Source organism: Pseudomonas sp. MM227, from assembly GCF_947090715.1.
Taxonomy (GTDB): Bacteria; Pseudomonadota; Gammaproteobacteria; order Pseudomonadales; family Pseudomonadaceae; genus Aquipseudomonas; species Aquipseudomonas baltica.
On record NZ_OX352319.1, the window covers coordinates 4146757 to 4163656 of the forward strand.

Below are 16900 nucleotides of genomic sequence, written 5' to 3' on the forward strand. Positions count from 1 at the left end.
GGATGAGCGGGCGAACAAGCCCTGTCAAACGGCGGCGGTGCGCAGCTTTTCGCCGCGGCCGCGCAGCCATTCCAGTACCAACAGCAGCAACACCGAGAAGACGATCAGCAGGGTGGCGGCGGCGGCGATGGTCGGGCTGAGGTTCTCGCGGATGCCGCTGAACATCTGCCGAGGCAAGGTGGCCTGCTCCGGCCCGGCCAGGAACAGGGTCACCACCACTTCATCGAACGAGGTGGCAAAGGCGAACAGCGCGCCGGAAATCACCCCTGGTGCAATCAGCGGCAGGGTCACCCGACGGAACGTGGTCAGCGGCGAAGCGCCAAGGCTGGCCGCCGCCCGCACCAGGTTGTGGTTGAAACCCTGCAACGTCGCCGACACCGTGATGATCACGAACGGTACACCCAGCACCGCGTGCACCACGATCAGCGAGAGAAAGCTGTTGCCCATCCCCAGCGGCGCGAAGAACAGATAACTGGCCACGCCGATGATCACCACCGGTACCACCATCGGCGAAATGACCAAGGCCATCACCAGGGACTTGCCAGGGAAGTCGCCGCGGGTCAGACCGATTGCTGCCAGGGTACCGAAGATCATCGCGACGACCGTGGCGGCCGGGGCGATGATCACGCTGTTGCGCAGCGCGCGCATCCACTCTGCCGAACCGAAGAAATCCTGGTACCAGTGCAGCGAAAAGCCCTGCAGGGGATACACCAGAAAGCTGCCGGAGTTGAACGACAGCGGAATGATCACCAGTACCGGCAGGATCAGGAACAGCAGAATCAAACCGCACAGGATGCGCAGGGTGTAGAACCACAGGCGTTCGATGGGCGACAGGTAAGGGCTCGTCATGTCAGTGTTCCTCAGCTCAGGCGCAGGCGGCTGGCGCCGACCAGCCAGCTATAGATCAGGTACAACACCACGGTGGCCAGAAGCAGCAGGCCGCCCAGCGCGGTCGCCATTCCCCAGTTGATGCTGGTGTTGGTGTAGAAGGCCACGAAGTAGCTGACCATCTGGTCGTTGGGGCTGCCCAGCAGCGCCGGAGTGATGTAATAGCCGATGGCCAGGATGAACACCAGCAGGCAGCCGGCGCCAACCCCGGCGTAGGTCTGCGGGAAGTACACCCGCCAGAAGCTGGCGAACGGATGGCAACCCAGGGAAATGGCCGCACGCATGTAAGTGGGCGAGATGCCTTTCATCACGCTGTAGATGGGCAGGATCATGAACGGCAGCAGGATGTGCACCATGGAGATGTAGACCCCGGCGCGGTTGAACACCAGCTCCAGCGGTTTATCGATGATGCCCATGGCCATCAGTGCGCTGTTGATCAGACCGCCCGATTGCAGCAGCACGATCCAGGCGGCGACACGCACCAGGATGGACGTCCAGAAGGGCAGCAGCACCAGGATCATCAGCAGATTGCTCTGCCGGGTCGGCAGGTTGGCCAGCAGATAGGCCAAGGGATAGGCCAGCGCCAGGCAGATGGCGGTGATTACCAGCCCCATCCAGAACGTGCGGGCGAAGATGTCCAGGTAGATGGCCTGGTCCGGCGTGGCAGGCGCCACCTCGCCGAGGTCGTCGATGCGGTGATCGACCGCCGCCAGCAGGTAGAACGGCGTGAGGGTGCTGGTGTTGCGGCGGATCGCCTGCCAGTAGGCCGGGTCACCCCAGCGCTCGTCGAGTGCCTGCAGCGCCTCTTTGTAGGAGGCCGGTTCGGTCTTGAACGGCAGGGCACGAGCGGTTTTCGCCAGCAGGCTGCGGTAGCCGGCCAGCTCCATGTTCAGACGCTTGGACAGATCGCCCAGGCTTTGATTCTTGCGCGACTCGGCGAGGTCCTCGGCCAGTGACCGGTACACCGGTTCGTCGGGCAGGCCCTTCCCGTCCCACGCGGTCACGGCCGCCACGGTGCGCGGCATGCCTTCGACCACTTCGGGGTTGCCGACGCTTTTGTACAGGAGCGCGGCGATGGGCACTAGAAACACCAGCAGCAGGAACAGCACCAGCGGCGCAATCAACGCCTGGGCTTTCCAGCGGTTGCGCCGTTCGGCCCGGGACAGCCGCTGTTTCAAGGTGAGGCTGGCGTCCTGTTTGAGAGGCACTGCGACGGCCATGGTCAACTCCGCGAATCATTCAGGTCTAAAAAGGCGCGCCCGGCAGGCGCGCCCATGACAGCGTTGCCGCGACGCGTGTTACTTGGCCGCCCAGGCATTGAAGCGCTGTTCCAGTTGCTCGCCGTTGTCGGCCCAGAAGCTCACGTCGATCTGCACCTGATTGACGATGTTTTCCGGCGTGGTCGGCATGTCCTTGAGAATGTCCTTGTTCAGCAGCGGCACGGCCTGGGTATTGGCCGGGCCGTAGGCGATGTTTTCCGAGTAGGTTTTCTGCTGCTGCGGCGCGACCGACCAGGCGATGAATTTCTTGGCGGCTTCGACATTCTTCGCCCCCTTGGGAATGGCCCAGGCATCGAAGTCATAGATGCCGCCGTTCCAGACCACTTTCAGGTTGCTCTCTTTCTGCACGGCAGCGATGCGCCCGTTGTAGGCCGAGCTCATGACCACGTCGCCGGAGGCCAGGTACTGCGGCGGCTGGGCACCGGCCTCCCACCACTGGATGCTGGGCTTGAGTTCATCGAGTTTCTTGAAGGCGCGGTCCTGGCCGGCCTTGGTGGCGAGCACCGAATACACGTCTTTGGGCGCCACGCCGTCGGCCATCAGGGCGAATTCCAGGGTGTACTTGGCACCCTTGCGCAAGCCACGCTTGCCCGGGAATTCCTTGGTGTTCCAGAAGTCGGTCCAACCGGTGGGCGCCGTCTTGAGTTTGTCGGCGTTGTAGGCCAGCACTGTGGACCAGACGAAGAAACCTACACCGCAGGGCTGGATGGCACCCTTGACGAAGTCTTCCTGCTTGCCGAACAGCGCCGGATCGAGCTCTTCGAACATGCCCTCGTCGCAGCCGCGGGACAGCTCGGGCGATTCCACCTCCACCAGGTCCCAGGACACGCTCTTGGTATCGACCATGGCCTTGACCTTGGCCATCTCGCCGTTGTACTCACCGGCGACGATCTTGCCGGAGCCGGCCTTTTCCCACGGTTCGTAGAACGCCTTGACCTGCGCGGCCTTGTTGGCCCCGCCGAAAGACACCACGGTCAGGTCGGTAGCGGCCAACGCCTGGCCGGCCCAGAACAGGCCGAGCGTCAGCCCGGTCAATTTCAAGTGCTTGAGCATTTAATCGTCTCTCCAAGTGCAGGTGGGTCAAGCGCGGGGCGATGGTTCGCCTCTGATCGTTTTGGTACGGTTGCAGCGACTTCAGCGGTGAAGCCCTCATTGATCCAACAGCGGGTCCAGCGCGCGGGCGTGTTCCAATGGCCAGCCCAAGGGCACCACGTCGCCCACGGCCAATGCGGGGTCGAGCTGGGCGATGGGCTGCTTGACGAAGAAATCGGTCTTGCCGCACACCTCCAGGCGCACCCGTACGTGATCGCCCAGGTAGATGAATTCGGCGACTCGCCCCGAGAAGCGGTTGATGCACTCGCCGCTGTGGCCGTTCAGGCGAACCCGTTCGGGCCGAATCGACAGGGTCACCGGTGCGCCTATCTGGCCGACATTGATCGCCAGCGCCTCGATTTTTTCACCCCGTGGCAGTTCGACGATGCAGCGCTCGCCCTCGCGGCTGAGCAGACGTCCGTTGATGCGGTTGTTTTCGCCGATGAAGTTGGCGACGAAGGTGTTCTTTGGCTCCTCGTAGAGGGCACGGGGTGGGGCGATCTGCTGGATCTCGCCCTGATGGAACACGGCCACGCGGTCGGACATGGTCAGCGCCTCGCCCTGATCGTGGGTCACGTACACCACGGTGACGCCCAGGCGCTGGTGCAGGTGCTTGATCTCCATCTGCATGTGCTCGCGCAGCTGTTTGTCCAGGGCACCCAGCGGTTCGTCCATGAGCACCAGTTGCGGCTCGAAAACCAAGGCGCGGGCCAGGGCCACACGCTGTTGCTGCCCGCCGGACAGCTGCGCCGGATAGCGGTGGGCAAAGGCATCGAGCTGGACCATGCCGAGCACCCGCTTGACCCGCTCGCTGATGTCGGTCTTGCTCAGGCCGCGCACGGACAGGGGGAAGGCCAGGTTTTCCGCCACGGTCATGTGCGGAAACAGGGCGTAGTTCTGGAACACCATGCCGATGTCACGCTTGTGCGGCGGCACGTGGTTGATCGAGCGTCCGGACAGCTGGATTTCCCCCGCCGTGGGGGTTTCGAAGCCTGCCAGCATCATCAGGCTGGTGGTCTTGCCGGAGCCGGAGGGGCCGAGGAGCGTAAGGAACTCGCCCTTGCGGATGTCCAGATTGAGGTCCTTGACGATGAGGTTTTCACCGTCATAGCTTTTCTGCACGCCACGGAAGCTGACCAGTATCTCGTCCGTACTTGCGCTTGCCTCGCTCATACCCACACCTTTGTTGAATGACTGCCGTGGGGTCAAGCCTAGAGAAGGCCGCAACCCTTGCAAATCGGGGGCTGGGAGAGATTGCCATGGGGTAGTTGGAAGATTCGGGGTAGGGATTGCCCTACAGGCATGTCGCCCCTGAGCATGGGCGAGAAGTGCCAGAGCGGCTGCGTGGCAGAACCCCGGGTGCCACTGTCGTTTTCAGACCAGCTTGTGCTCCATCGCGTACTTCACCAGGTCGGCCAGCGACGCCACATTGAGCTTGTGCATCAGGCGCGCCTTGTGGGTGCTGATGGTTTTGCTGCTCAGGGCCAACTGCTGGGCAATGTCGTTGACGTTGGCGCCGCGAGCCAGGCGTTCGAACACCGAGAACTCGCGCTCCGACAGCAGGGCATGCCGCGGCCGGGCATCGGTGAGCCCGACCTCGAAGACCATGCGGTCGGCCAGGGCCGGGTCGATGTAGCGCCCGCCCGCGGCGACTCGGCGGATAGCGGTCAGCAGCAGCGCCGGGTCGCTGTCCTTGGTGGCATAACCTGCCGCGCCGACTTTCAATGCACGCGCGGCCATCTGCGCCTCGTCGTGCATGGACAACACCAGAATGGCCGGCGGATGAGGCAGCGCGCGGATCCGCGGAATGGCCTCCAGCCCATTGACGCCCGGCATGGAGATGTCCAGCAGGACCACGTCGCAAGGGGTGACGCGCAAGATCTCGAGCAACTGCTCGCCATTGCCGGCCTCCCCTGCCACCACCAAGTCCTTGGCCAGGGCGATCAATTGCTTGATGCCTTCACGCACGATGGTGTGGTCTTCGGCCACCAGCACTCGGATCAACGGGTCACCCTCCAGCAATCAATTCAACGGTGCGCTCAGTTCAACGGCACGGTGACCGTCAGGGCAGTGCCCTCCCCCAGCTGGCTGCTCAGTTCAAGCCGGCCACCGAGCATCAGTACGCGCTCGCGCATGCCTACCAGGCCGAACGACAGCGAGCTCACTTCGGCAGGTTCGAAGCCGCAGCCATCGTCGGTGATCGACAGACGCAGGTCGTTGCCTTCCTGGCTGAGCTCGATTTGCACAGTATGCGCCTGGGCGTGGCGAATGACATTGGTCAGCGCCTCTTGCAGAAGGCGAAAGAGGCCCACGGCCTTGGCGTCGTCCAGAGGCGGCAACTGTTCCGGAACGCTGACCAGGCAGGGAATCTGGGTGCGCTCTTCGAAGCGATGCGCCTGCCACTCGATGGCTGAGGCAATACCGGCATCCAGTATCGGCGGGCGCAAGGCGGTGGCCACGTCGCGCACCTGCTGGAACAGCTGGGCAATCAAGCGCTTCATGCTGTTGAGGCGTTCCTGAAGCCCGCTATCGAGGTCGGCGTAGGCCAGTTCGCACATCGAGGTTTCCAGTTTCAGTACCGTGAGGATCTGCCCCAGTTCGTCGTGCACTTCTCGGGCAATGCGCGCCTTTTCTTCCTCGCGCACGGTTTCCAGGTGCGCCGACAGCTCGCGCAGTTGCGCCTCGCTGTGCTGCAGGGCAGCCAGCGCCCGCCGCCGCTCGGTCACATCGGTGAGGTAGACCACCAAATATTCGGCTTCGCGAAAGCGCAGGAAGCTCAGCGAGACATCGGTGGGCAGGACGCTGCCGTCGGCGCGTACGCAGTGGGTTTCGAAGGTCTGCGCAGCGTGTTCGCTGGCCCGGGCCAGCCGCCACAGGTTCAGCCAGCGGTCCATGCTCAGGCCCGGTTCGAAGTCGGCCAGGGGCTTGTCCACCACCGCGCCGGTGCCGTAGCCGAGCATGCGCTCGGCAGCGCGGTTGGCGTAGCGCACATGGCTGTCCCAGTTGACCCACAGTATGCCGACCGTGCTTTGCTCGATGGAGAACTGGTTGACCCGCAGGGCTTCCTCGCTCGCCGCGCGCAGGGCAATGTCTTCCCGAGCCGCCAGCAGTTGCCGTTCCAGCGCGTGGACCTGGCGGCGCTGCCAGACCAGCAGTGCGATGATGGCCACGGCGATCAGCACCAGCAGCAGGCACAGGTTCTGCCAGAACCCTCGAGATTCGCTCAGACGCGGATACTGTGGCTGCAACCACCGCTCGTGCAGCCGCTCCAGGTCCTTGGCGGGCAGAGACTCCAAGGCCACGGTGACGATATGCGCCAACTGCGGCCAGTCGCGCCGCGTCGCCACGCGCAGCAACTGTGGATAACCTATGTCGCCGACCACCACCAGCTCGTCGAACTCGGCCTCGCGGGACAGCCGGCCCAACTGCGCCTCGTCCACCACCGCATAACGTGCCTGCTGGCTAAGCAGTAATTGCAGGGCCTGCCGTTCCAGCGGCACACCTTGCAGATTGAGGTGGGTGTAGGTGTTGCGCAAATAGTCGGCAACCGCCCCTGGCATGCGCACGGCGACCCGGTCATTGGCCGAAAGCGTCTCGAGATCGATGGCGACTTCGCCATTGCGCTCGCCTACCAACAACTGCGGCACGCGCAGGTAGGGATCGGAAAACTGCCACAGTTTCAATCCGGCAGGGGTTTGCGCAAGACCGGGCGCCAGGTCCACCTCGCCTGCGCGCAAACCCTGTTCCAGCGCCGGCTGGTCGGCGTAGTTGCGCCAGATCAGCTCCACCTGCATGGCCTTGGCCAGCCAGTTCATCAGGTCGACGTTGACGCCGGACAACTGGCCCAGGCGACGGTCCAGTTGCGCATAGGGTTGCTGCAGTACCAGCCCGACGCGCAAGGTGCGATGCTCATCCAGCCACTGGATCTGCGCAGCGTCGAGCGGCAGCTTCACGGCGGGCACGGCGGCGGCGCCATGGACGAGCAACGGCAGGCACAATCCGCCCAGCAGTGAAAGGCGACGCAGCAGTGGGTACATATCGGTATGAACGACCTTTGCGTGGATGGCACTAAGCTATAGGCTTTGAATATCGACCGGTGTCGGGATTATCCGCGAGAAAAGGATCGCCTGTCAGGTTGCATCGATGGCAGCGCGCACTCGGCCCGGTATCGAACAAGCGAGTCATTCATTTGGGCGGGAAGTACCGATGAAAGTTGTTCAGTTGAGAGCCGTTTGCCTGGCATTGCTGGTGCCCCTGCACAGTGTTGCAGCGGCCCAAGAGGCCGCGCCAGCCAAGGAGACGGCCGAAGTCCGCCAGCCTCTGGCGGAGCGCAGCGTCGAGGATGCCCAGGCACTGGAACGTCAGTTGCCCGCCAGCGAGCAGCAACAATTGCAGGCCGGCAGCGACGAGTTCCTGTCGTTGTGGCGTCCGGCCAATACCGCCGATGCGCAGGGTACGGTGATCATCGTGCCAGGGGCCGGGGAAACGGCGGACTGGCCTCAGGGCGTGGGGCCGTTGCGGCGCAAGTTGCCGGATGCGGCGTTCAACACCCTGAGCCTGAGCCTGCCGGACCTGGTCAGCCAGATGCCTTCGGCCAGGCCAAACGAGAAGCCGCCATTGCCGGTGACCACCGACACCCAGGCGACGCCACCGGACGCTGGCGCCGGGGTGGAAAAAGCCACGGCTCAGGACGCCGATACGGCCAGCACCGAGGTGCAGCTGCAAGACCCGATGCAGGTGGATGCCGAGCGGATCTTTGCCCGCATCGAAGCCGGCATCGCTTTCGCCCAGCAACACAACTCACGCAGGATCGTGCTCTTGGGGCATGGCAGCGGCGCTTACTGGGCGACCCGCTACATGGCCGAACGGCAGCCGGCGCACGTGCAGAAGCTGGTGTTGGTGGATACCCGCACACCGGGCAATGCGCCGCAGCAGATCGACGAACTGGCCGCGCTGCTCAAGGTGCCCACCACGGACGTCTTCTACAGCGATCGTCAAGCAGCGGCTGACGCCGCGCAACGGCGTTTGCAGGCCAGCAAGCGGCAGAAAGGTGCGGTGTACTCGCAGGTTTCGCTCAGGTCGCTGCCGGACAAGGCCGCGCAGGCCGAGCAGCTGTTCCGGCGGGTCAAGGGTGCCTTGAATGCGCAGTAAGCCACTGCGCGGTTGATGCCGGGCCTGCGCATCAGCGCAGGTCCAGGCGCTCGCGGATCAGGCTGTAGGCGTTGTGCAGCTCGCGCGTGCGGTCGGTGGCCTCGCGAATCTGCGCCGGTGTGGCGCCCCCGCCCACCAGCTTGTCGGGATGGTGGCGGCTGAGCAGACGCCGATACGCACGCTTGATCTGGTCAGGCTCGGTGGTCGAGGAAACCCCCAGCAGGCGCAGTGCTTCTTCGAAGGCGCCGCCTCGCTTGGTCACCGGTCTGTGGCGCGGCTCGTAATCCTGCCCCAGCCCCTGCACCCGTGCCGAGGACCAGCCCAGCCACTTGCCCCAGGTGACTACCAGTTCGCGCTCGGCGGTACCGGCCTGGCCATCGGCCCAGACCATCCGCCAGCAGGCACGCAGCATGCCTTCGGCGGAGTTGGGTTGGTGCTTGAGAAGCAGCAGGTGACTGCGCAGCTGATCGCCTCCCGTCTTGCCGCGATTGAACGCAACAATGGCCCGTTTTCGCGCCTGCTCGTTGAGGTTCAATGAGCGCATTTCCCGCCGCGCCTGCTGGATATGCACCGCCAGCACCTGGCCTTCGGCCTTGGCCACCCGGCCCAGCAGGACGAACAGCAACTGCTCGTCACGCAGCACCGATTTACCCTTGAGCCGATCCATCAACTCACCCCAGGTCTGCAACCTGAGGTGTCGATCCAGCGCCTGACCGAGCACTATGCCCAGCAGCGCCCCTGGAATGCTGGCGAGGGCATAACCTGCCGCCGCGCCGACTACCGTTCCGGGCCACAACATATCAACCTCGCTCGGCCAGCAGGCGGTCGAGTTCGGTCAGGCGTTGCGCAGTGCCGACGTCGATCCACTGGCCTTGATGATGCTCGCCGGTGACCTGCCCCACGTCCATTGCGCGGCGCAGCAGCGGCGCGAGCTTGAAGGCTGGCTCGCCATGGCCGTCGAACAGATCAGGATGGAGCACGGCGATGCCGCTGTAGGTCAAGCCAGGCTGATCGCGCACCTGGCCTTCGACCAGGCTGAAGTCGCCTTCGAGATGGTGGACCGGGTTATCGACCAGCACCAGATGCGCGTGGCCCGCCAACGGACCGCGCAACCGACTGAAATCGTAGTCGGTCCAGATGTCGCCGTTGACCACCACGAACGGTGCATCGCCGAGCAATGGCAACGCATGGCGAATGCCACCGCCGGTTTCCAGTGGCTCGGTTTCGCGGGAATACTCGATGGCCACCCCGTAGCGAGCACCGTCGCCCAGGTAGTCTTCGATCTGCTGGCCCAGCCAGGCGTGATTGATCACCACCTCGGCAAAGCCGGCCCGGGCCAGGGCCAGCAGGTGATACTCGATCAACCGCTTGCCGCCGGCGGCCAGCAACGGCTTGGGCGTGGTCAGGGTCAGCGGGCGCATGCGCTCGCCTTTGCCTGCCGCCAGGATCATGGCTTTCATGAGGACACTCCAAGGCTCTTGAACAATTGACCCAGTTCAGCCAGCTCGGGGCGCCGCGCCAGTACCGTCTCTATATAAGAGAAGAAACGGGGTGCGTCGGCCAGGTAACGGGGTTTGCCATCACGATGGCAGATACGGGCAAAAATGCCGATCACTTTCAGATGACGCTGCACGCCCATCAGATCGCTGGCACGGCAGAACTCGGCGAAGTCCAGTTGCACCGGCACGCCTTGCTCGCCCGCCTGTTCCCAGTAGCGCTGCAACCAGGTCTGCACACGCGCTTCGGGCCAGCTGAGGAAGGCGTCCTTGAACAGGCAGGTGATGTCGTAGGTGACCGGGCCGTAGACCGCATCCTGAAAGTCCAGCACGCCCGGGTTGGGCTCGCTGCGCATGAGGTTGCGCGGCATGTAGTCGCGATGCACCAGCACCTTGGGCTGCGCCAGGGCGCTGTCGATCAGGCGCGTGCACACCCGTTGCCAGGCGGCCGATTGCTCGGCGTCGAGCTGCTTGCCCAAAGCCTTGCCGACATACCATTGCGGAAACAGCTCGAGCTCGCGCTGCAACAGCGCAACGTCGTAGCTGGGCAGGTCCCCGCTGGCCGGCAGTTTCTGCAGTGCCAGCAGCGCGTCGATGGCATCGGCAAACAGCGCGTCGGCGTTATCCGCATCGATCACGTCCAGGTAGGTCTGGTGGCCCAGATCGCTCAACAACAGGAAGCCGCGCTCGAGGTCCTGGGCATGAATCTGCGGCACATTGAGGCCGGCGCTCGCCAGCAGTTCGTCGATTTTCACGAACGGCGCGCAGTTTTCCTGGGGCGGCGGCGCATCCATGACGATAAAACTGCGACCCTGGCCCTGCCAGCGAAAGTATCGGCGAAAACTTGCATCGCTACTGGCCGCGGTCAACGTGGCCGGGGGTACGGCGCCCCATTGGCGAGCCTGGAAGAGCTTCTCGAGCTGCTCGTCGAGCCATGTTTTGAGGTGTTGCAGGCGTACATCTTGATCAGGCATTGCAAGGGTCTCCGACGGCGCTAGCCGTCAAGCGGGTCATGCTTTATTATCCAGCATCTTTTTCAGACCATCGAGAGGCGTGCGGCCCCCCCGCGGGCAAGATGGCACGCAGGAAGCCCGGACTAATAAGATGGCATTGAAATCCCCCGCGTTTCGTAAAAAATTTCCGTTGCTGGTCACTGGCGGTTTGCTGGTGATGCAACCCATGGCCACCCCGTTCGTTTTTGCTGCAGAGCAATTCGACTGCCAAGTCTCCGCTGCTGGTGCCTGGGACTGCAACCCCAAGGCCAACGCCGCGCAGTTGCCGCCGCGCCCCGTGCACGACGGCGCGGCAGTGGCGAGCGGCGGCAGCGGTGCCTCTTCACGCGAAGAGAAAACCGTCGGGCCGGTCGCGGTCACGCAGAGCAAGGGCCGTGGCCTGAGCTCGCGCAGCCCCGACTACAGCCATCTCGACTGGGTGCCGCGCAGCAAGCTGACCGCCGCCCAACTGGCCGAGACCGGGCCGTACTGCTCCGGTGCGTACATCGAGCCGGTGCGTCCGGGCATGAACGACGACACGCCGAAGAGCGAGGCACCGACCTTCATCGGCGCCAAGGCTTCGCGCTACCAGACCGAGGAGCAGATCGCCTCGCTGGCCGGTGACGTCGTGATGCGCCAGGGCAGCATGCAGATCGAGGCCGACGAGGCCAGCCTGCACCAGGCCGAGAACCGCGGCGAGCTCAACGGCAACGTCAAGCTGCGCGACAACGGCGCGCTGGTCGTGGGCGACCACGCCCAGATCCAGCTCGACACCGGTGAAGCCCAGGTCGACAACGCCGAATACGTGCTGCACAAGTCGCGCATCCGCGGCAATGCGCTGTACGCCAAGCGCGCCGAGAACGCGATCATCCGCCTCAAGGACGGTACCTATACCACCTGCGAGCCGGACAGCAACGCCTGGCAGCTCAAGGGCAACAACATCACGCTGAACCCGGCCACCGGTTTCGGCACGGCGACCAACGTCACCCTTCGCGTGAAGGATATTCCGGTGCTTTACACGCCGTATATCTACTTCCCGATCGACGACCGTCGCCAGTCCGGCTTCCTGCCGCCGTCCTTCGCCAGCGACAGCGACAGCGGCTTCACCCTGGTTGCCCCGTACTACTTCAACCTGGCGCCGAACTACGACGCCACGTTGTACCCGCGCTACATGGCCAAGCGTGGCTTGATGATGGAAGGCGAGTTCCGCTACCTGACCAAGACCAGCGAAGGCCAGTTCGGCGGCGCGTACCTGAACGACGAAAACGACGATCGCAGCCAGCAGTCCGACTACGACAAGACCCGCTGGATGGTCAACTGGCAGCACAAGGGCGGCCTGGATTCGCGCCTGACCACTGAAGTCGACTACACCGACATCAGCGATCCGTACTACTTCCAGGACCTGCAGTCGGACCAGATCGGCGTCGAGCGCACTGACTGGATCAACCAGCAGGGTGCCCTGACCTATCGCGGTGACAACTACACCGCACGCTTGAACGCCCAGGCGTACAAGCTGGCGACCGTGGCCGACATCACCCCGTACAACCGCATGCCGCAGATCACCTTCAACGGTGCGCTGCCTTACCATCCGGGCGGTCTGGACTTCACCTACAACAGCGAGATCGTGCGTTTCGAGCGTGATCTGCGCAAAGGTACGTTCATCAACGAAGATGGCATTGGCGCGAGCCGCATCGACAACAACGTGTCAGGCCTGGCGCGTGCCAACGGCAACCGCCTGAACCTGGAACCAGGCGTATCGCTGCCGTTGAACTGGAACTGGGGCTTCGTGCGTCCGTCGCTCAAGTACATGTACACCCAGTACGATCTGGATCTGGATGGCCGAGGCAAGCAGGATTTGGCCAATCAAAATCCGAATTCAAGCACGTTCGAAAAATACAGCGGCTCGCAGAACCGCGGCGTACCGATCGCCAGCATCGACAGCGGCCTGTACTTCGACCGCGACACCCAGATGTTCGGCACCAACTTCCGCCAGACCCTGGAACCGCGCCTGTTCTACCTCTATGTTCCCGAGGAAGACCAGACCGACATTCCAGTGTTCGACACGTCGGAAACCACCTTCAGCTATGGCTCGCTGTTCCGCGAAAACCGCTTCACCGGTGCCGACCGCGTGGGCGACGAGAACAAGCTGTCGCTGGGCGTGACCAGCCGCTGGATCGAGGAGAACGGTTTCGAGCGTCAGCGCGTGGCCGTCGGCCAGGCCGTGTACTTCAAGGATCGTGAAGTGCAACTGCCGGGCGTCGATTTCAAGACGCGCGACGATGCCCAGGCCAACGTTTCGCCGTACGCCCTGGAATACGAATATCGCTTCAACCGCGACTGGCGCTTCAGCTCGGACTTCAACTGGGATCCGGACAGCCGCAGCACCCGTTCGGGCAGCGCGATGTTCCACTACCAGCCTGAAGACAACCCGAACAAGGTGGTCAACCTGGGCTACCGCTACCGCGACGACACCGTGCACTACGATTCGGCGACCGGTCGCTGGACCTTCGGTGGCGACTACGGTCAGCCGGGTGATCCGAACTACGTGAAGGACTACTACAAGATCCAGCAGCATGACTTCTCGGTCATGTGGCCGATCGTGCCGCAGTGGAGCGTCATCAGCCGCTGGCAGTTCGACTACAACCGCAATCGCACGCTGGAAGCCTTTGGTGGTTTCGAATACGACAACTGCTGCTGGAAGATGCGTCTGATCAACCGCTACTGGGTTGACTACGACGAGTACAGCCAGGCCGCCCCGCAGAACGAAAAAGGCGACCACGGCATCTTCCTGCAAATCGTGCTGAAGGGCCTCGGTGGCGTGGTAGGCAATAAGGTCGAGGGTTTCCTCGACAAGGGCATTCAAGGTTATCGTGAACGTGAAGACCAAGCTATGTGATCTGCTGCGCCCAGTCGTGCTGGGCGCCATGCTGCTGGGCACCACGGCGCACGCCGCGGTGCAACAGCTGGACCGCGTCGTGGCCATCGTCGACAACGACGTGGTCATGCAAAGCCAGCTCGACCAGCGCGTCAAGGAAGTGCAGCAAACCATCGCCAAGCGTGGCGGTGGCGTACCTGCGGCGAGCGTCCTGCAACAGCAGGTGCTGGAACGCCTGATCGTCGAGAATCTGCAGCTGCAGATCGGCGAACGTTCCGGCATTCGCATTACCGACGAAGAACTCAACAGCGCCATCGCCACCATTGCCCAGCGCAACAACATGTCGACCGAGCAGTTCCGTGCCGCACTGGCGCATGACGGCCTGTCGTATGACGATGCGCGCGAGCAGGTGAAGCGCGAGATGATCATCAGCCGCGTACGCCAGCGTCGCGTGGCCGAGCGCATCCAGGTATCCGAGCAGGAAGTGAAGAACTTCCTCGCCTCGGACCTGGGCAAGATGCAGCTGTCCGAAGAACTGCACCTGGCCAACATCCAGATCCAGGTCCCGGAAAGCGCCAGCTCGGCGGCTATCCAGGCAGCGGCGAGCAAGGCCGAGGACATCTATCGCCAGCTCAAGCAGGGTGCCGACTTCAACAAGTTGGCGATTGCCAGCTCGTCGAGCGAGAACGCCCTGGAAGGCGGCGACATGGGCTGGCGCAAGCCTGCTCAGCTGCCGGCACCGTTCGACCGCATGCTCAGCAGCATGCCGGTCGGCGATGTTACCCAGCCGGTGCGCACGCCCGTGGGCTTCATCATCCTCAAGGTGCTGGACAAGCGCGGTGGCGCCACCCAGACCGTGGACGAAGTACACGTACGTCACATTCTGCTCAAGCCGAGCGAGATTCGCAGCCCGGCCCAGACCGAAGAACTGGCACGCAAGCTGTACGAACGCATCGAAAACGGCGAGGACTTCGCCACCCTGGCGAAGAATTTCTCGGAAGATCCAGGTTCGGCGCTCAACGGCGGCGATCTGAACTGGGTCAACCCCCAGTCGCTGGTGCCCGAGTTCCGCGAAACCATGGCGTCGACGCCGGTGGAAACGGTTTCGCGTCCGTTCCAGACCCAGTTCGGCTGGCATGTGCTGCAGGTGCTGGGGCGCCGTGCAACCGACAACACCGAGCAGGCCCGCGACCAGCAGGCAATGACCGTGTTGCGCAACCGCAAGTATGACGAAGAGCTGCAGACCTGGATGCGCCAGATCCGCGACGAAGCCTACGTCGAAATCAAGCTGCCTGGCGCCGACCAGGCTGCGCAGTGACCCCCAAGCGTTTCGCGTTGACGCCCGGTGAGCCGGCGGGCATAGGTCCAGACCTGTGCCTGCTGCTGGCCGAGCAACCTCAGCCTCACCCCTTGATCGCCATCACCAGCCGTGACCTGCTCGCCGAGCGGGCCGCGCAACTGGGGCTGGCCGTCAGCCTGCTGGAAGTCGATGCCGACACCCTACCCGACCAGCCTGCGCCAGCGGGCAGCCTGTACGTCTGGGACACGCCTCTGGGCGCGCCGGTACTCACCGGCCAGCTGAATACCGCCAACGCCGCGTTCGTGCTGCAGACCTTGACGCGTGCAGCGCAGGGCTGCCTCGACGGGCTGTTCGCGGGCATGATTACTGCGCCGGTGCACAAGGGTGTGATCAACGACGGTGGCATCGCGTTCTCCGGACACACTGAATTCCTCGCCGATCTCACCGCTACCGAACAGGTGGTGATGATGCTTGCAACCGGCGATCTGCGCGTCGCACTGGTAACCACTCACCTGCCCCTGCGCGAGGTGTCCGATGCGATCACCGTCGAGCGTCTGGAGCGGGTCACGCGCATTCTGCACGCCGACCTGCAGGGCAAGTTCGGCCTGGCCCGACCGCGCATCCTGGTCTGCGGTCTGAACCCCCATGCCGGCGAAAGCGGCCACCTGGGCCGCGAGGAAATCGACATCATCGAGCCTACCCTGGAGCGTCTGCGCGCCGAAGGCATGGATCTGCGCGGGCCGCTGCCCGCCGATACGCTCTTCACTCCCAAATACCTGCAGCATTGCGATGCGGTGCTGGCGATGTATCACGACCAAGGCCTGCCCGTACTCAAGTACAAAGGCTTTGGCGCCGCGGTCAACGTGACCCTGGGGTTGCCGATCATTCGCACCTCCGTGGACCACGGCACCGCCCTGGACCTGGCCGGAACCGGCAAGGTCGATACCGGCAGCCTGCGCGTCGCCCTCGACACCGCCTATCGAATGGCCGAGACATTTTAATGACCGAGCACTACCAACACCGGGCGCGCAAGCGCTTTGGCCAGAACTTTCTCCACGATGCCGGCGTGATCGACCGTATCCTGCGCTCCATCCACGCCAAGCCCGGTGAACACCTGCTGGAAATCGGCCCGGGCCAGGGCGCCCTTACCGAAGGCCTGCTGGGCAGCGGCGCGCAACTGGACGTGGTGGAACTGGACAAGGACCTGGTGCCGATCCTCAATCAGCAATTCGCCGGCAAGGGCAATTTCCGCCTGCACCAGGGCGATGCATTGAAGTTCGACTTCACCAGCCTGGGCGCCGAGGCTGGCAGCCTGCGCGTGGTCGGCAACCTGCCGTACAACATCTCCACCCCACTGATCTTCCATTTGCTGCACAACGCCCACCTGATCCGCGACATGCATTTCATGCTGCAGAAGGAAGTGGTCGAGCGCATGGCTGCAGGCCCTGGCGGCGGCGACTGGGGACGGCTGTCGATCATGGTTCAGTACCACTGCCGTGTCGAGCACCTGTTCAACGTCGGGCCGGGCGCGTTCAATCCGCCGCCCAAGGTCGATTCGGCCATCGTGCGCCTGGTACCTCACACCACCCTGCCCCACCCGGCCAAGGATCACCGCCTGCTCGAGCGAGTGGTGCGCGAAGCCTTCAACCAGCGGCGCAAGACCTTGCGCAACACGCTCAAGGCGCTGCTGCCCGTCGAGGCGATCGAAGCGGCCGGCGTCGACGGCAGCCTGCGGCCCGAACAGCTCGACCTGGCGGCTTTCGTGCGCCTGGCTGATCAACTCGCCGAACGAAGCGACCCGCTCTGACCTCTAACCTGGACCAAGC

14 protein-coding genes are annotated in these 16900 nt (G+C 63.8%); 5 read left to right on the top strand and 9 right to left on the bottom strand.

Going from position 1 to position 16900, the window contains the following annotated elements:
- Nucleotides 1-24: 24 nt before the first annotated feature.
- The 6 genes from ONG87_RS19010 to ONG87_RS19035 all read right to left on the bottom strand — a co-directional run bounded on the left by ONG87_RS19010 (nucleotide 25) and on the right by ONG87_RS19035 (nucleotide 7297).
- On the bottom strand, nucleotides 25-849 hold the full coding sequence (locus tag ONG87_RS19010; RefSeq protein WP_122477168.1) for an ABC transporter permease: 825 nt from the start codon (nucleotides 847-849) through the stop codon (nucleotides 25-27).
- 11 nt (nucleotides 850-860) lie between these two features.
- Nucleotides 861-2108 (bottom strand): ABC transporter permease, encoded by a 1248-nt coding sequence (locus tag ONG87_RS19015; protein ID WP_122477205.1) that lies wholly within the window; start codon nucleotides 2106-2108, stop codon nucleotides 861-863.
- A gap of 78 nt (nucleotides 2109-2186) precedes the next feature.
- Nucleotides 2187-3221: an ABC transporter substrate-binding protein gene (locus tag ONG87_RS19020; protein ID WP_122477167.1), complete on the bottom strand. Its 1035-nt coding sequence runs from the start codon at nucleotides 3219-3221 to the stop codon at nucleotides 2187-2189.
- Nucleotides 3222-3317: 96 nt separating this feature from the next.
- A complete protein-coding gene (locus ONG87_RS19025) occupies nucleotides 3318-4433 on the bottom strand; it encodes an ABC transporter ATP-binding protein (protein WP_122477165.1) in 1116 nt (371 codons plus the stop codon).
- 201 nt (nucleotides 4434-4634) lie between these two features.
- Complete coding sequence (locus ONG87_RS19030) at nucleotides 4635-5264, bottom strand: response regulator transcription factor (RefSeq protein WP_185795322.1); 630 nt, start codon at nucleotides 5262-5264, stop codon at nucleotides 4635-4637.
- A 35-nt stretch (nucleotides 5265-5299) separates the two neighbouring features.
- Nucleotides 5300-7297: a sensor histidine kinase gene (locus ONG87_RS19035; RefSeq protein ID WP_264381839.1), complete on the bottom strand. Its 1998-nt coding sequence runs from the start codon at nucleotides 7295-7297 to the stop codon at nucleotides 5300-5302.
- A 169-nt stretch (nucleotides 7298-7466) separates the two neighbouring features.
- Here ONG87_RS19035 and ONG87_RS19040 point away from each other — a divergent pair, with 169 nt between their 5' ends.
- A complete protein-coding gene (locus ONG87_RS19040; RefSeq protein WP_264381840.1) occupies nucleotides 7467-8411 on the top strand; it encodes an alpha/beta hydrolase family protein in 945 nt (314 codons plus the stop codon).
- A gap of 31 nt (nucleotides 8412-8442) precedes the next feature.
- On the opposite strand, the gene ONG87_RS19045 is transcribed toward ONG87_RS19040, so the two are convergent.
- From ONG87_RS19045 to ONG87_RS19055, 3 genes are read right to left on the bottom strand one after another with little or no spacing between them, the layout of a single operon-like run.
- Complete coding sequence (locus ONG87_RS19045) at nucleotides 8443-9210, bottom strand: DnaJ domain-containing protein (RefSeq protein ID WP_264381841.1); 768 nt, start codon at nucleotides 9208-9210, stop codon at nucleotides 8443-8445.
- 1 nt (nucleotide 9211) lies between these two features.
- Complete coding sequence (gene murU, locus ONG87_RS19050) at nucleotides 9212-9871, bottom strand: N-acetylmuramate alpha-1-phosphate uridylyltransferase MurU (RefSeq protein ID WP_264381842.1); 660 nt, start codon at nucleotides 9869-9871, stop codon at nucleotides 9212-9214.
- Nucleotides 9868-10881, bottom strand: a complete 1014-nt coding sequence (locus ONG87_RS19055) for an aminoglycoside phosphotransferase family protein (protein WP_122714940.1) — start codon at nucleotides 10879-10881, stop codon at nucleotides 9868-9870. Before ONG87_RS19055 ends, murU begins: the two co-directional genes overlap by 4 nt.
- A 130-nt stretch (nucleotides 10882-11011) precedes the next feature.
- On the opposite strand from ONG87_RS19055, the gene ONG87_RS19060 reads away from it, so the two are divergent.
- The 4 genes from ONG87_RS19060 to rsmA are packed head-to-tail and all read left to right on the top strand — an operon-like array spanning nucleotide 11012 to nucleotide 16881.
- Nucleotides 11012-13795, top strand: coding sequence for an LPS-assembly protein LptD (locus tag ONG87_RS19060; protein ID WP_264381843.1), 2784 nt, complete (start codon nucleotides 11012-11014; stop codon nucleotides 13793-13795).
- Nucleotides 13776-15092: a peptidylprolyl isomerase SurA gene (surA, locus tag ONG87_RS19065; protein ID WP_264381844.1), complete on the top strand. Its 1317-nt coding sequence runs from the start codon at nucleotides 13776-13778 to the stop codon at nucleotides 15090-15092. Before ONG87_RS19060 ends, surA begins: the two co-directional genes overlap by 20 nt.
- Nucleotides 15089-16075: a 4-hydroxythreonine-4-phosphate dehydrogenase PdxA gene (gene pdxA, locus ONG87_RS19070; protein WP_264381845.1), complete on the top strand. Its 987-nt coding sequence runs from the start codon at nucleotides 15089-15091 to the stop codon at nucleotides 16073-16075. The genes surA and pdxA overlap by 4 nt, the downstream gene beginning before the upstream one ends.
- Nucleotides 16075-16881 (top strand): 16S rRNA (adenine(1518)-N(6)/adenine(1519)-N(6))-dimethyltransferase RsmA, encoded by an 807-nt coding sequence (gene rsmA, locus ONG87_RS19075; protein WP_192056455.1) that lies wholly within the window; start codon nucleotides 16075-16077, stop codon nucleotides 16879-16881. Before pdxA ends, rsmA begins: the two co-directional genes overlap by 1 nt.
- Nucleotides 16882-16900: the final 19 nt, after the last annotated feature.